The sequence below is a fragment of the Novosphingobium silvae genome (genome assembly GCF_009856825.1).
Lineage (GTDB): Bacteria > Pseudomonadota > Alphaproteobacteria > Sphingomonadales > Sphingomonadaceae > Novosphingobium > Novosphingobium silvae.
Genome location: NZ_WVTD01000003.1, coordinates 231,783 through 245,931, shown reverse-complemented (window position 1 = coordinate 245,931; position 14,149 = coordinate 231,783). Strand labels below are relative to the sequence as shown.

General features: G+C 64.1%; 12 protein-coding genes and 1 other RNA gene. 9 read left to right on the top strand and 4 right to left on the bottom strand.

The window, feature by feature from the left end; genetic code table 11:
* Positions 1-329: 329 nt before the first annotated feature.
* Positions 330-2,846 (top strand): TonB-dependent receptor, encoded by a 2,517-nt coding sequence (locus tag GR702_RS06155; RefSeq protein ID WP_160985088.1) that lies wholly within the window; start codon positions 330-332, stop codon positions 2,844-2,846.
* A gap of 603 nt (positions 2,847-3,449) precedes the next feature.
* Here the strand turns inward: GR702_RS06155 and mtgA are convergent.
* Entirely contained in the window at positions 3,450-4,115 is a 666-nt protein-coding gene (gene mtgA, locus GR702_RS06150) for a monofunctional biosynthetic peptidoglycan transglycosylase (RefSeq protein WP_160985087.1), read from the bottom strand.
* Positions 4,116-4,292: 177 nt separating this feature from the next.
* Between mtgA and GR702_RS06145 the strand changes: the two genes are divergently transcribed.
* The gene (locus GR702_RS06145) at positions 4,293-5,531 is read left to right on the top strand and encodes an MFS transporter (RefSeq protein ID WP_160985086.1); all 1,239 of its coding nucleotides are present in this window, start codon (positions 4,293-4,295) and stop codon (positions 5,529-5,531) included.
* A gap of 55 nt (positions 5,532-5,586) precedes the next feature.
* Here GR702_RS06145 and rpoH read toward each other — a convergent pair whose 3' ends face one another.
* Both rpoH and GR702_RS06135 read right to left on the bottom strand, forming a co-directional pair.
* The gene (gene rpoH / locus GR702_RS06140; protein ID WP_160985085.1) at positions 5,587-6,489 is read right to left on the bottom strand and encodes an RNA polymerase sigma factor RpoH; all 903 of its coding nucleotides are present in this window, start codon (positions 6,487-6,489) and stop codon (positions 5,587-5,589) included.
* A 96-nt stretch (positions 6,490-6,585) separates the two neighbouring features.
* On the bottom strand, positions 6,586-7,542 hold the full coding sequence (locus tag GR702_RS06135) for an RluA family pseudouridine synthase (RefSeq protein WP_160985084.1): 957 nt from the start codon (positions 7,540-7,542) through the stop codon (positions 6,586-6,588).
* A gap of 18 nt (positions 7,543-7,560) precedes the next feature.
* Between GR702_RS06135 and GR702_RS06130 the strand changes: the two genes are divergently transcribed.
* From GR702_RS06130 to rnpB, 4 genes are all read left to right on the top strand, one after another.
* Positions 7,561-7,953 (top strand): M67 family metallopeptidase, encoded by a 393-nt coding sequence (locus GR702_RS06130; RefSeq protein ID WP_160985083.1) that lies wholly within the window; start codon positions 7,561-7,563, stop codon positions 7,951-7,953.
* Between the two features lie 58 nt (positions 7,954-8,011).
* Positions 8,012-8,656, top strand: a complete 645-nt coding sequence (locus GR702_RS06125; RefSeq protein ID WP_160985082.1) for a histidine phosphotransferase family protein — start codon at positions 8,012-8,014, stop codon at positions 8,654-8,656.
* Positions 8,657-8,687: 31 nt separating this feature from the next.
* Complete coding sequence (locus GR702_RS06120) at positions 8,688-9,392, top strand: N-acetylmuramoyl-L-alanine amidase (RefSeq protein ID WP_160985081.1); 705 nt, start codon at positions 8,688-8,690, stop codon at positions 9,390-9,392.
* Positions 9,393-9,401: 9 nt separating this feature from the next.
* An RNA gene (gene rnpB, locus GR702_RS06115) (RNase P RNA component class A) lies at positions 9,402-9,857 on the top strand.
* A 20-nt stretch (positions 9,858-9,877) separates the two neighbouring features.
* Here the strand turns inward: rnpB and GR702_RS06110 are convergent.
* Positions 9,878-10,666, bottom strand: a complete 789-nt coding sequence (locus GR702_RS06110; RefSeq protein ID WP_160985080.1) for a metallophosphoesterase — start codon at positions 10,664-10,666, stop codon at positions 9,878-9,880.
* 264 nt (positions 10,667-10,930) lie between these two features.
* Between GR702_RS06110 and GR702_RS06105 the strand changes: the two genes are divergently transcribed.
* The 3 genes from GR702_RS06105 to GR702_RS06095 all read left to right on the top strand — a co-directional run bounded on the left by GR702_RS06105 (position 10,931) and on the right by GR702_RS06095 (position 14,101).
* Positions 10,931-11,362 carry a VOC family protein gene (locus GR702_RS06105; RefSeq protein ID WP_160985079.1) on the top strand — a complete coding sequence of 144 codons (432 nt, stop codon included), beginning with the start codon at positions 10,931-10,933 and terminating at the stop codon, positions 11,360-11,362.
* A gap of 166 nt (positions 11,363-11,528) precedes the next feature.
* Positions 11,529-12,962 carry a glycosyl transferase family protein gene (locus tag GR702_RS06100; protein ID WP_160985078.1) on the top strand — a complete coding sequence of 478 codons (1,434 nt, stop codon included), beginning with the start codon at positions 11,529-11,531 and terminating at the stop codon, positions 12,960-12,962.
* On the top strand, positions 12,959-14,101 hold the full coding sequence (locus GR702_RS06095) for a hypothetical protein (protein WP_160985077.1): 1,143 nt from the start codon (positions 12,959-12,961) through the stop codon (positions 14,099-14,101). The genes GR702_RS06100 and GR702_RS06095 overlap by 4 nt, the downstream gene beginning before the upstream one ends.
* The last annotated feature ends 48 nt before the right edge of the window (positions 14,102-14,149 follow it).

Sequence of the window (14,149 nt, the reverse complement as noted above, 5' to 3'; positions counted from 1 at the left end):
GACGTATCATCACCCGCCACCGCAGATGTCGCCATTCTGCTCGCAGCTGCACACAAGGCGGTGATCAGCGGTTTTCAGCTACCGTGGCAATTATACCGCAGTGCACTTGTCTGCATTATTCGTAAGTACCTGAAAAATAAATTGAAAATACCCGAAGAATGCTAAGATGTGACCGATCTGTCACAAAATTTCGTCGCTCGGGAACCAAATGAGTCCCAAGTGTCAGAAAGTTGTCATATGGCGCTGCTCTTAGCAGCCGCAGCAAACGTGCGGCGCGATCACCTCGTCGCATTTGTGAAATTCCAGTCCGACAAGCTCAGGGGCTTTTGATGAAACTTCACTCCCTTCTCACCACGGCGACCAGCACGCTGGCCGTCGGTGCCGCGTTCCTCGCGGTTCCTGCCTTCGCCCAGTCCACCGGCTCGGCCGACTTCGAAGGTGACGCCATCATAGTCACCGGTAACCTCGACCGTGGCGTCGCGGGTGTCCGTATTCCCGATTCTCCCAAGGCGAAGGTCGAGATCGGCCGCGAGATCATCGCTGCCCAGCGCGCTGGCCAGTCGGTGAACGAGATCATCAACCTGGTTCCGGGTGTCAGCTTCACCAACAACGACCCCTGGGGTTCGTCGGGCGGTTCGTTCACCATCCGCGGCTTCGCTTCGGATCGTATCTCGCAGACCATCGACGGCATCCCGCTGAACGATTCGGGGAACTACGCGGTCTACACCAATCAGCAGATTGATCCCGAAGTCGTCGATTCGATCAACGTCAACCTCGGCTCGACGGACGTCGACAGCCCGACCCCCGCAGCAGTCGGCGGCACGGTCAACATCCGCACGCTCGTCCCTTCGGAAGAGTTTGGCGTGATCACGAGCATGTCCTACGGCGACATCGCAGCCGAAGGTTCGGGCGGTGAAGACCGTTCGTTCCAGCGCTTCTTCGCCAAGGTGGAAACCGGCAACCTGAACTCCAGCGGTACGCGCGCCTGGTTCTCGGGCGCCTATGCTCGCAACGGCGCCACCTTCGCCAACTACGGCAAGGTCGAGAAGAAGCAGTTCAACGGCAAGATTTACCAGCCGATCGGTGCTGAAGGCGACTTCGTCTCGCTGGCCGGTCACTACAACGTCAACCGCAACAACTTCGGTGGTTCGCCGCTGAACGCGCAGTCGTTCACGCTGGACAAGGACATCCGCTTCTACGACGTCGCTGGCGGCGTTCCCTGCACCACCAGCACCGGCCCGACGCCCAATAGCTGCGGTTCGCAGTTCGAGCGTCGGTACAACCCGTCGAACACGGGCAACCTGCGCCTGAACTCGCTGTTCCACCTTACCGAGAAGCTCACCTTCTCGGTGGACGGTGCCTATCAGTACACCAAGGCCAATGGCGGCGGCACGTCGATCGGCATCGAAGGCTACAGCAACGGTGGTTACACCGGCGTGTTCTTCCAAAGCCGTCCCGAGATCAGCTCGTCGAGTGCTGCTTACTACTTCTACGGCGACGTCGATCTCAACGGAGACGGTGTCAGCGGTTCGGGCGATTCCGTCCGTATCCTGTCGCCAAGCCAGACGCAGACCAAGCGTTGGGTGGCGATCGCCAACCTCGCGTACGAGATCGACGACACGAACAGCGTCCGCCTTTCGTACAGCTTCGACCGCGCCCGTCACCGTCAGACCGGCCCCGGCGGGTTCCTGAAGCGCAATGGCGAGCCGTACGACGTGTTCCCGATCAACGATCCGATCCTGGACGAATACGGCAACCGCATCGACAAGCGTGATCGTCTCTCCTACGCCACCCTTCACCAGATCTCCGGTGAATACCGTGGCCGCTTCTTCGACGATGCGCTGACCGTGCTGCTTGGCGTTCGCGCTCCCTTCTTCAAGCGTGAACTCAACCAGAACTGCATCACGACCAGCGCAAGCGGTAACGTGAACTGCGTCGGCGCCAGCCTCGTGGACGACTTCCTCGCCGCTAACCCGGGTGCACGTGGACCCATGGAACGCACGGTCAAGTACGACAAGGTTCTGCCGAACGTCGGGGCCGTGTTCAACCTGACGCCGGAAATCAGCCTGGCGGGCAGCTATGCCAAGAACATCTCCGTGCCGAGCACCGATGCGCTTTACGGCACGTTCTTCTACGCGGCCGACGACTCGCTCGCGCGCCGTGTGGCGGAAACCTCGGATAGCTTCGACCTCAGCCTGCGTTACCAGAGCCCGATCGTTCAGGCCTCGATCACCGGCTGGTACTCGAAGTACAAGAACCGCATCGTGACCGCCACCGACATCGACGGCAACTCGACCGATACCAACCTCGGTGCCGTCAAGAAGTACGGCGTTGATGCAAGCGTCGGCGTGCGTCCGGTCGAGCAGTTCTCGCTCTACGCTTTCGCCTCGTACATCAACTCGGACATCCAGAACGACGCGTTGGTGGGCAGCTGCTCCGCAGCGTTCCTTGCCCAGAACCTGTGCTACGTAAGCGATGGTACGTCGTACCTGCGCACCAGCGGCAAGCGTGAGCGTTCGGCTCCGAACTGGCTGATTGGTGGCCGTGCGGAACTGGACCTCGGCGACTTCTCGGCGGGCGCCCAGGCGAAGTACACCGGCAATCGCTACCTGAACGACATCAACTCGCTGAAGTTTGGTAGCTACACCGTCGTCGACCTGAACGTGAGCTACAAGCTGGAAAGCCTTGGCCTCGACAAGAGCGAGATCCAGCTGAACGTCAGCAACCTGTTCGACGAGTTCTACGTCGGCTCGTTCAGCGGCTCGCTCGCTTCGCCGGGCAGCGGCGACTTCGTGAACTTCGGTTCGCCGCGTGCCATCAGCGCAACCCTTATCATGGGCTTCTGATCGCCAAAGCGATCCGCTTACCGTGACAAGAAGGGGAGGAACCGCAGGGTTCCTCCCCTTTATTGTTTGTGCCTCTAGCTTTTCATCCAGGCAGCGGCAGGTATTATTGGCCCCGTCTTTCGTCGAACATGGCGTACCAGAGCCGTGTGGAGGCAAGTCGCGGACGAGCAACGGAACGTGGCTGCCCGGGCAGGGAGCGGTGTAGCCGAAAGGCTCAGAGCGCCATAAAGGTGTGGAACGGCTCCTGTCAGGTTGGCAGAAAAACCGCTCCCGCAGGGGTCGGCGAGTCCTTCGGAGTGCGCAAAAGCCTCTCCGGCGGCACGGCCAGCATCAATGCCTCTGCCGTTGAACGCATCGAGTGCCGGGGAGAATGGCGGTGCCGCGCGCTCGCGATAGCGCGCCCTGAAAGAGGCGTTGAGCGCTGGCCGGAAGCGGTCGAGGACGCGTTGCCTACGCAGAACGGCGATGCTACTTTCGCGCGGGTACCTTCACGTCGCCGTGCCGCTCAACCTCAGGGCCTGCAAGGATGGTCCCTTGCGCATGAGTTTGCTCAACTAATCATCGCTCGCCGCAGGGGCGGTCCTCGAGGATCGCCGACTTACATCATTCGTAGACACATGCGTCGTAGCCTTCGCGCTTCACGGTTCCGATGCGCGCGGCGATGGTGTTGCCGTAGCGGCGGGTAAAGCCGGTCGGGTTCTTGACGGAGCGGGTCTTGGGGCTGGGCAGGGCGGCGGCCATGCGGCCCGCCTCGGCAGGTGTCAGGCGCACGGCGGACTTGCCCCAGTAGCGCTGCGCCCCTGCTTCGACCCCATAGGTGCCGATGCCCGTCTCGGCGACATTCAGGTAGACTTCCATGATGCGCCGCTTGTCCCACAGGTTCTCGATCAGGAAGGTGAACCAGACCTCCAGACCCTTGCGCAAGTAACGGGTCCAGCCTTCGCCCTGCCAGAGGAAGACGTTCTTGGCGGTCTGCTGGCTGACGGTGGAGCCGCCCCGCAGGCGTCCTCCCCGGGCATTGCGCTCCATCGCCTGCTCGATCGCGGCGGTGTCGAAACCGTTGTGGCTGCAGAACTTGCCGTCCTCCGCCGCGATGACGGCGGCGACCATGTTGCGGTCGATATTGCTGAGCGGCGTCCAGTCCTTGGTGATGCCGTTGCCGTCCACCAGCATCGTCACCGTGACGGGTGGCGGCACGAAGCGGTAGAGCACGGTCAGGGCGACACTGATCGCGACGAACCAAAGAATGAGCTTGGCGATGAGACGCATTGAACGGACGAAACCTTGGAGAGGATGTTTGAGCCTCTTTAATCCAGGTTGCGGGCCCTGCGCCAGCGGCTCTGTCGTGCCGCCCCGCCGATGAATGCGTTCGCTACTGCGACCTCTCGTTTGCATGAGCGACACTATGGTCGATACTTGGCCTGAAGCGAAATGGGGGAGGGATGCATGGCATCATCGTTCGCGGCGGGGTGGAGGCAGGTCGGCGTCGGATTCATGCTGCTGGCGGCGACCGGCATGGTGGCGTCCACCTATTCGATTGTGGCAGTCCCTCTGGCACGGGAGTTCCGGCCGAGCCGAACGGTGCTGATGCTGGCTATGACGGTGCTTTCCGGCACGAGCGCGGTGCTGGCGCCTCTGCTCGGGACGTTGATGGACCGACTTCCCCTGCGGCGGCTGATGCTGGCTGGCGGGCTCTGCCTGGCGGCGGGCTATGCGGCGATTTCGCTGACGACCTCGTTCACGCAGGTGCTCATCGTATTCGGCGTGTTGATAGCGCCGGCCAATGTGCTGATAGGTCCCGTTGCGGTCACCGTTCTGCTTTCCCGCTGGTTCGCGCAGAAGCGGGGGAGAGCTGTCGGCATTGCCATTGCCGGGATATCTGCAGGGGGTTTTTGCTTTCCGCTCATCATCCAGGCATTTCTCGACGCCAACGACTGGCGCGCAGCACTGCAACTGCTCAGCCTGGTGCTCCTGGCGTGGACAGTGCCCGTGGCAATGCTGGTTGTCGACCGTCCCGCCGATCGCGGTCTGAACCCTGACGGAGCCTCGGAACCGCCGCTACAGACCCGCCAGGAACTGGCCAGGGCTCCCATCTCGGCTCGCGAAGTGTTGAGCGATCCGACGTTCTGGATCCTTGCGGTGACTGTGAGTATCGTCACTGCCGGGCTGAAGGGTACGATCACCAACCTTGCCCCCCTCGCGATAGATACCGGGATAGCCGCAAGCGACGCGGCCGCGCTGATCTCGGTCTACGCGGCCTGCGGCTTCATCGCGAAGCTGAACTTCGCCGTCCTGTCCGACCGGCTCGGCGCGCGCACCCTCATGTATGTCTCGCTGGCGGGCTTTTCGGCAGGAATGGCGTGCATGACGCAAGCGGCGGGAGGGTACTGGGTGATCGCCATCGGCATCGCGCTGACCGGCCTGTTCGGCGGGCTCATGGTTCCGGCGGAAAGCTACCTTGCTCCACGCGTGTTCGGGCAACGGGCGGTGGGGCGGGCGATGGGACTGCTCTCGGGCACGATTCTGCTGGCCATGCTGGCGACTCCCCCGATCTTTGGCCTCATCTTCGATCTGTTCGGCAGTTATACGGGCGTGTTCTGGACCTTCTCGGGGCTTGCCCTGCTGGCGACGACCTGGGTACGTAAGATTCGCCTTCATCCCCGACAGGAGGTGACGGGGACATGAAAAAGCCGGACCACCCTTGCGGATGGCCCGGCCCGATCTTCATGATGTTGGCGTGTCAACCTGCGGGAAGCAGCCGCTTGTCGGAAGCGATGCGGTTCATCGCCTTCTGCAGCTTTTCGAAAGCACGAACCTCGATCTGGCGAACGCGTTCGCGGCTGACCGAGTACACCTGGCTCAACTCCTCCAAGGTCTTGGGATCGTCGGTCAGGCGGCGCTCCTTCAGGATGTCACGCTCGCGCTCGTTGAGAGCACCCATGGCCTCGACAAGCATGTCGTGGCGCACGCTGGCCTCTTCCGCGTCGGCGACCGTTTCGTCCTGCAGCGGGCGGTCGTCGGCGAGGACGTCCATCCACTGGCCTTCGCCTTCGTCCCGGAGCGAGACGTTGAGCGAGGCATCGCCGCCCATCATCATGCGGCGGTTCATGTTGACGACTTCGGTTTCCGAGACTCCCAGCGTCGTCGCGATCTTGGCGACGTCGTCGGGATGCAGGTCGGTGTCCTCGTAGGCGTCGAGGTTCTTCTTCATGCGGCGCAGGTTGAAGAACAGCTTCTTCTGCGCAGCGGTCGTGCCCATCTTCACCAGGCTCCACGAGCGCAGGATGTATTCCTGGATCGAGGCCTTGATCCACCACATGGCGTAAGTGGCGAGGCGGAAGCCCCTTTCGGGTTCGAACTTCTTGACGCCCTGCATGAGGCCGATGTTGCCTTCGGAGATCAGCTCGGACACCGGCAGGCCATAGCCGCGGTAGCCCATGGCGATCTTCGCGACGAGGCGCAGGTGGCTGGTCACCAGCTGCGCGGCTGCTGCGGGATCCTCATGTTCGGAGTAACGCTTGGCGAGCATGTATTCCTGCTCGGGAGCGAGCACCGGGAACTTGCGGATCTCCGACAGGTAGCGGTTGAGGCTCTGCTCACCACCCAAAGCGGGGACACTCGGCAAATTTCGATTGTTGCTCACGGTTTTTCCGTCCTTTCTAGGTCGGTGCACGGTCTAAGACCCTTGAAGGCGTCTTAACTTGTGCCCACCTCCACATCATAGCACACAAAAGCGATTTCAGTGTCGCAGTTCATCGATCAGTGTCCGCATGTCATCGGGCAGGCTGCTCGCGAAATGGACGCTTTTCCCTGTAACGGGATGGACGAAGCCGAGTTCCGCAGCGTGAAGCGCCTGGCGCGAGAATCGCAGTTCGTTGAGAGTCGCGCGAAGGGATGAGGGCGTTCGTCCATAGACAGGGTCCCCTAATAGCGCATGGCCTATTGACGCCATGTGAACGCGTACCTGATGGGTGCGGCCCGTCTCGAGCCGGCACTCCACAAGGGTTGCGCCCTTCAGCGGCTCAAGGGTCCGAAAGTGGGTGACTGCGTGCTTGCCCCTGCCGTCCTCGACCAGAGCCATTTTCTTGCGATCGTGGGGCGAGCGCGCGATGGAACCGGTGACTGTCCGCGCGGCGGGCACGGGCCTTCCCCCAACGACCGCAAGATAGGCACGCACGATAGAATGATCGGCGAACTGGACGGCGAGGCCTTCGTGCGCCTGGTCGCTCTTGGCGACGACCAGCAGCCCGGACGTGTCCTTGTCGATGCGGTGCACGATGCCGGGACGGGCCACTCCCCCGATCCCGGATAGCTGGCCCCGGCAGTGGTGAAGCAGGGCATTGACGAGCGTTCCGTCCGGATTGCCTGCGGCGGGGTGGACGACGAGGCCGGCAGGCTTGTCGACCACGATCAGATGCTCGTCTTCGAAAACCACCGAAAGCGGGATCTCCTGCGCGACGGCTTCGGCAGCCGCAGCTTCCGGTACGTCGATGGCGAAAGGCGTGCCTGCGACGACCTTGAGCGAGGCCTGGGCGACCGCCGTTCCGGAGAGACGAACCCGTCCTTCGCCCAGCAGCGCCTTGATTCTTTCGCGCGACAGCCCGCTGGCGTCGGCGAGCGCCTTGTCCAGCCGTCCGCCCGGCTCCCCCACGAGCCCTTCGATGATGCCACCGGTATTGATTGCCTTGACCCCCATTGCCAGTAGGATTTGGGGATGGATATCGAGGTGACAAGGGCTGTTCTGGCGACGCTTGTGGAGGAAGCGGCAAAAGCCACGCCGAAGGAATGCTGCGGACTCCTGCTCGGCCGGGGAGCCGTGCTCGATACGGCACGCCCGGTGCTGAATGTCGCCGCAAACCCCCGCCTGCAGTTCGAGATAGACCCGCAAGGCCTGCTGACGGCACACCGGGAGGCGAGGGCAGGTGGCCCCGCCGTGCTTGGCTACTACCACTCCCATCCCACGGGCTCGTCCGTACCGTCCGCCACGGACAGGGAACATTCCACCGGGGATTCGCGCATCTGGGCGATCATCGCCGACAGCGAGGTTGCTTTCTGGCGAGATAGCGGGAATGGATTTGCGCCATTGACGTTCCGCGTCGTCGACTGACGGCGCGCCCGCGCGATGCAGGCTCGGTGAGAACAGAAGACTGAAAGTGCTTGATTCCATGACGACCACGAGTTCGATCGAACTTGCCAGCCTCCTGTGTTCACGCCTTTGCCACGACATGTTGAGCCCGGTGGGCGCGCTGTCCAATGGTCTGGAACTGCTGGCCGACGAGAAGGACCCTGAAATGCGGGCCCGGTGCTTCGAACTGCTGGAGCAGAGCGCGCGAATTTCGGCGGACAAGCTCAAGTTCTTCCGCCTTGCGTTCGGTGCCGCCGGAGGGTTCGGGGAAATGGTGCCGGTGAGCGAGGCCAAGGCTCTGGTCGATGCTCTCGTCGCCAACAACGCGCGTGTCACGGTGAACTGGGCGCTTCCCAGCGATTCGCTTCCAAAGCCCGCGATCAAGACGCTGCTGAACTTCGCCCTGATCGGCATCGAGGCGCTGCCTCGCGGCGGCACGATCGACATCGCTGCCGAATACCGGGACGAGCACAGCGAGCTTGTGGTCCGTTCGGCCGGGGCGCGCATCGCGTTCGACCGCGACGTCGGGCGGGCTCTGGAGGGAACCTTGCCGCCGGGCGATCTCTCGAGCAGGACCGCGCCCGCCGCCATGCTGGATCAGCTTGCCAAGGCGGTTGGGGGGCAGTTGCAATACGTACTTGCCGAAGACGCGCTGGTGCTCGGCGCGATGCTCCCCGGCGTCTGACGCACCGGATGATCGACCGGAGGCTGGAGGCATGAACCGCTGGCTCGTCAACCGCCGGGTGTCCTCGCCCAACTGGAACGAGCGCAAGCTGCCGATCACAATGGTCGTGCTGCACTATACCGGGATGAAGAGCGCCGATGACGCGCTCTCTCGCATGTGTGATCCCGAGGCTGAAGTCTCGGCGCACTACATGATCGACGAGGAGGGCGTGGTCACCTCGCTCGTGCCCGAGGGGAAGCGCGCGTGGCACGCCGGTCACTCCTATTGGCGCGGGGTCACGGACGTGAATTCGGCCAGCGTCGGGATCGAACTGGTCAATCCCGGCCACGAATTCGGCTACCGCCCGTTCCCCGAAGCGCAGATGGATGCGCTGCTTCCCCTGCTTGCCGACATTCTCGAGCGACACGACATCCCTCGCGCCAACGTGGTCGGCCATTCGGATATCGCGCCGGCCCGCAAGGAGGACCCGGGCGAACTGTTCGACTGGGCGCGCCTTGGTCAGCTCGGCCTTGCGCTCGAGATCCCGCGCGCGAAGATGAACCTGTTCTACGACAACCCGGGTGCCTTCTACCTCGCGCTCGAGCGCTTCGGGTACGACATCACCGATGGCCGGGCGGCGGTGGCGGCCTTTCAGCGACGCTGGCGCCCGGCCATCATCGATGGCGAGATCGACGGCGAGATTGGCGGAATCCTGTTCGAACTGCTGTTGGAGCGCGACATCGGCCGTGCTAGGTGAGCCCCCGCGCCGGGGAGCCGGGCAGCCGCGGGGCCAATCCGTTCGCAAGGACGGGGCCGCGAGGAAAGTCCGGGCTCCACGAAACAAGGGTGGCGGGTAACGCCCGCCGGGCGAGCAGGGCTTCCAGGCTCTGCGAAGCTCAGGGAAAGTGCCACAGAGAGCAGACCGCCTCGTCCCGAAGGGGCAGGTAAGGGTGAAAGGGTGCGGTAAGAGCGCACCGCGCTACCGGTAACGGCAAGCGGCAAGGCAAACCCCACCCGGAGCAAGACCGAATAGGGGCTGCGCGTCGGCGTCCACGCAAGTGGGGAGATCGGCGGGTTCGTTTCGGACCCAGGCAGCCCGGGTTGGTCGCTTGAGCGAGGCAGCGATGTCTCGCCTAGAGGAATGGCTGCCGCCGCGGCGTAAGGTCCCTCGATTGGGAGACCACGCCAGGAACAGAACCCGGCTTACAGGCTCCCCGGCGCAACCGGCGAAAACGACATGGCTCAGGCCGCCTCGCTGCAGGCGACAGCGGGATCGCGAGCCTGGAGGAACCAGCGTTCCTCTCCCTGGAGGCCGATCGCGGTCAGCGTTCCGTGCAGGAAGGCGCCGGTGTCGATACCGATGCGGTTGCCGCAAATGTCGGGCTCCGGCGTGATCGTGTGGCCGTGCACCACAAAGCCGCCGTAATCGCCGCGATGGCTGAGGAACGGCTCGCGGATCCAGCGACAGTCACGCCCAGACTGATGTTCGAGCGGAGTATCCGGCCTGACGCCGGCATGCACGAAAACGTAGTCACCCACGCGGACCATCTTCTCGAAGCTGTCGATGAAGGCGAAGTCTTCCTCGGGGATCGCCTCGTTCATGAGCCGCTGCAGGTCCTCCACCTCGGCGGACATGGCGAGTTGGGGATCCACCCCGTAGGACAGGATCGTCTCCAGGCCGCCGAACCTGAGGAAGCTGCGCAGCGAATCGGTATCCGTGCGGCTGACGAGAAGCATTTCCTCGTGGTTGCCCTGGATGAATTCGACGCGGCGACGCGCTCCCCACTCCCTGGCCTTGGCAATCACCCCGGCGCTGTCGCTGCCGCGATCGATCAGATCGCCCAGCAGGATCACCGTCGTATAGGCGCGGCCGCGTGCGGCGTCGTCCTGTTCGACGATGTCGATCAGCTCCTGGAAAAGGTCGGCGCGGCCATGGATATCGCCCACGGCGTAGACGCGCTGACCGGCCGGAATCGAAGGGCTGTGCCTGACGTCGCGGCGGCCCATGAGGTTGCGGAACATGGTGAGCATTTGTTGCGATGCAATATAGTGGCTCGCACAGATGCACAAGCCGGGGAGCTTACGGACAGGTCCGGAGCGAGCCTACCCACGGCTCGGCCCGTCGATGCCTAATATCAGGTATTGATCGACACCCGGCGTCGGCGGCCTTGCCTGCGACATCAGGACCCTTATCTTCGCGCCTCGCATCTCATCCCGATCGCCCCCGCCTTGTCGAAGGCCGCGGCTGTCTTCGGGACGGACCCGTTCACGATCAGACCTCACGAAAGGCCTTCCATGACCCGCTACCTGCACACCATGATCCGCGTCACCGATCCGGACGAGACGATCCGCTTCTTCGAACTCATCGGCCTTAAGGAAACGCGCCGGTTCTCCAGCGAGCAGGGTCGCTTCACGCTGATCTATCTCGCCGCGCCCGGGCAGGAGGACGCCGAGGTGGAGCTGACGCACAACTGGCCCGGCGAGGATGGCTCCGCCGAGGAATACACGGGCGGTCGCAACTTCGGGCATCTCGCATTTCAGGTGCGCGACATCTATGAGACGTGCCAGCGCCTGCAGGATGCAGGCGTGACCATCAACCGCCCGCCCCGGGACGGCCATATGGCCTTCGTGCGCACGCCTGACGGCATCTCGGTGGAGCTGCTCCAGGATGGCAGGCTTGAACCTGCGGAACCCTGGGCGAGCATGCCCAACGTCGGCAGCTGGTAGAGGCGCGCCGCGCCGGTCGCAATGTCGGCCATTACGTCAGTTAACTTTGTGTAATGGCACGCAAAGCTTCTGGCTTACGGGTTTAACCTGACCATAGTCCTGATCCGCAAGGGGTGGCGGGGATTCGGGGCCCCGCCCGTTTCGACATGTGCGGAAAGGGTGGAAGGTGCAGCCGACGCCTGTGCTTCAATATGCCGTCGCCTGGCTTCAGGTGGCCGAGCACGAACTGCTGTTGTTCACCGCGTTCTGGTTCATCCTGGGCGCCATCGACGATTTCGCCGTGGACTTGTGCTGGATCGGGCTGCGGCTGCGAGGGCGATGCCGGGACGAGCGGATCACCCGGCAGGCAGCCGTGGCTCCGCTGGAAGGGCGTGCCGCAGTGTTCATCGCCGCTTGGGATGAGGCGGCGGTGATCGGGCACACCATCTCTCATGCGCTTTCGGCATGGCGGCAGGATGATTTCACCATCTACCTCGGCTGCTACGGCAACGATCCCGCGACAATAGCCGCGGCTTCTCAGGCGGCGGGAAACGATCCGCGGGTGCGGATCGTCATCGGCGACACACCCGGACCGACGACCAAGGCCGACTGCCTCAATCGCATCTACACGGCCCTGTGTGCGGACGAGCGGCGCTACGGGCGACGCTACCGCTCCGTGATCCTCCACGATTCGGAAGACATGGTGCATCCAGCGGAGCTGGCCGTGGTCGATCGCGCTCTTGCCCATGCGGACTTCGTACAACTGCCGGTCCGGCCTGAACTGCAACCCGACTCGCCCTGGGTAGGGGGGCACTACGCGGACGAGTTCACCGAATCCCATGCCAAGGCGCTGGTGGTGCGCGATGCGCTGGGCGCGGCGATCCCGGCGGCAGGCGTGGGCTGCGGCTTCTCGCGCGAGATGATAGCGCGCATCGCATGGCGGCGCGGACAGGGCGGCTCAGCGCCATTCGCGGCGGAATGCCTGACCGAGGACTACGAACTGGGTCTTCTCGTCCGCCGCGAAGGTGGCCGCTCGCGCTTCCTGCGCGTGCGCGACGAGGAGGGCAATCTCGTCGCTACGAGAGCTTACTTCCCCGCCACTGTGGAAACGTCGGTGCGGCAGAAGTCGCGCTGGATTCATGGAATTGCCTTCCAGGGGTGGGACCGGCTTGGCTGGAGCAAGGGCGGGGCGGACCTGTGGATGGCGCTGCGCGACCGGCGAGGTCCGTTGACGGCGATCGTCCTCGCCTGCGGATACGCCCTGGTGGTGGTCGAGGGGCTGCTTGCCCTCGCGGGTTTCAGCGGCTTGCAGGGGGGAGTGCCGCTTTCGCCCGTCCTCGGCTTCATGCTCCAGATCTGCTTCGCCTGCTTCCTGTGGCGCTGCATGCACCGCTTCGGCTTCACGACACGCGAATATGGCATGTTCGAGGGGCTGAGCAGCATTGCCCGCATTCCGGTCGCCAACTACATCGCAATCATGGCGGGGCGCCGTGCGCTCTGGGGCTATGTCCGCTCGCTCAGGGGCATGGCCGTGCGCTGGGACAAGACGAGCCACGAAGGCCACCCGGCAGCGCCCCTTGCGGCAGGCGCACCGCTCGCGGTGGGAGCATTGGCGCGGTGAGCGGCTCGCGGGTATCGCGCGGGCATCCGCTGGTAGCGCTCGTGGCCGTGCTCGCCGGATGGGTGGGCGGTCGTGCCGCCAATTGGGAGATGCCGGTGGCAAGCTCGCTGTCGGCCTCCGCGATGGCGAGCGATGCGATGCCCGGCTACGGCTTCGCTTTCGACCCCAGAGGAGGCCCGCTGTCGTTTCCGGACAGCGCTTTCGGCAGTGCGGCTGGCTTCGCACCGGCACCCGGCCTCGGGCAGCTGCCATATTTCCGATACCCGGCTATGCTGCCGGCATCGCCGGTTCGCGGCTGGAGCCAGCCGTCTCCGGCCGCTTGGCCTCTCGGAAAATATCAGGATTATCCGGCCCACCTACGCGACGATTTCGATCTTTCCGAAGCAGCCCCGCGCTTTTTCGCGCCAGAGCGGGCGGGGATGTCGCCGGCACCGGCCGACGCACCATCGGACGCGGCGGCTGCTGTTCCCGTGCGGCCGAAACGATGGTCGGTCGATGCATGGGCTCTGCTGCGGCGCGATTCGGCAGAAGGCGTTGCATCGCCCGGAGCCTTGCCTGCAACTTATGGGGCGAGCCAGGCCGGTGCCGTGCTGCGCTATCGCCTGGCGCTGGCAAGCGCTTACCGGCCCGCCATCTATCTGCGCACGTCCTCCAGCATGGGGCAGTTGCGAGAGACGAGCGCGGCGCTCGGCCTTTCGGCTCGTCCGCTTCCCTCCCTGCCGGCCTATGCCGCCATCGAGGCGCGGCTGACCGAGCAGGGCGGCCGCCGCCGCTTCCAGCCTGCGGTAATGGCCGTGACCGAACTGCCGCCGTTTTCCCTTCCTGCAGGCTTTCGCGGCGAGGCCTATGCGCAAGGGGGGTACGTCGCGGGCAAGTTCGCGACGCCGTTCGCCGATGGGCAAATCAAGGCCGATCGGCGGCTCTTCGCTTTCGGCAGGATCGAGACGCGCCTTGGCGCGGGGATGTGGGGCGGGGCGCAGAAAGGCGCGGCACGGCTCGATGCAGGACCTTCGGCTTCGCTGGCCTTGCCGCTGGGGCGCGGGATGACAGGCCGCGTCGCGCTCGACTGGCGCTTCCGGCTTGCCGGGGACGCAGTGCCCGAATCCGGACCCGCGCTCACGCTCTCCACAGGGTTCTGATCCCCGCACCTGCAAATCCGACCTTCCCTGCACGGCTTTGCTGCGGTA

Excerpts from the sequence above, each read along its gene's own strand:
- GR702_RS06155 (WP_160985088.1), top strand. The coding sequence starts at position 330 with ATGAAACTTCACTCCCTTCTCACCACGGCGACCAGCACGCTGGCCGTC.
- mtgA (WP_160985087.1), bottom strand. The coding sequence starts at position 4,115 with ATGCGTCTCATCGCCAAGCTCATTCTTTGGTTCGTCGCGATCAGTGTC.
- GR702_RS06145 (WP_160985086.1), top strand. The coding sequence starts at position 4,293 with ATGGCATCATCGTTCGCGGCGGGGTGGAGGCAGGTCGGCGTCGGATTC.
- GR702_RS06135 (WP_160985084.1), bottom strand. The coding sequence starts at position 7,542 with ATGGGGGTCAAGGCAATCAATACCGGTGGCATCATCGAAGGGCTCGTG.
- GR702_RS06130 (WP_160985083.1), top strand. The coding sequence starts at position 7,561 with ATGGATATCGAGGTGACAAGGGCTGTTCTGGCGACGCTTGTGGAGGAA.
- GR702_RS06125 (WP_160985082.1), top strand. The coding sequence starts at position 8,012 with ATGACGACCACGAGTTCGATCGAACTTGCCAGCCTCCTGTGTTCACGC.
- GR702_RS06120 (WP_160985081.1), top strand. The coding sequence starts at position 8,688 with ATGAACCGCTGGCTCGTCAACCGCCGGGTGTCCTCGCCCAACTGGAAC.
- GR702_RS06110 (WP_160985080.1), bottom strand. The coding sequence starts at position 10,666 with ATGCTCACCATGTTCCGCAACCTCATGGGCCGCCGCGACGTCAGGCAC.
- GR702_RS06105 (WP_160985079.1), top strand. The coding sequence starts at position 10,931 with ATGACCCGCTACCTGCACACCATGATCCGCGTCACCGATCCGGACGAG.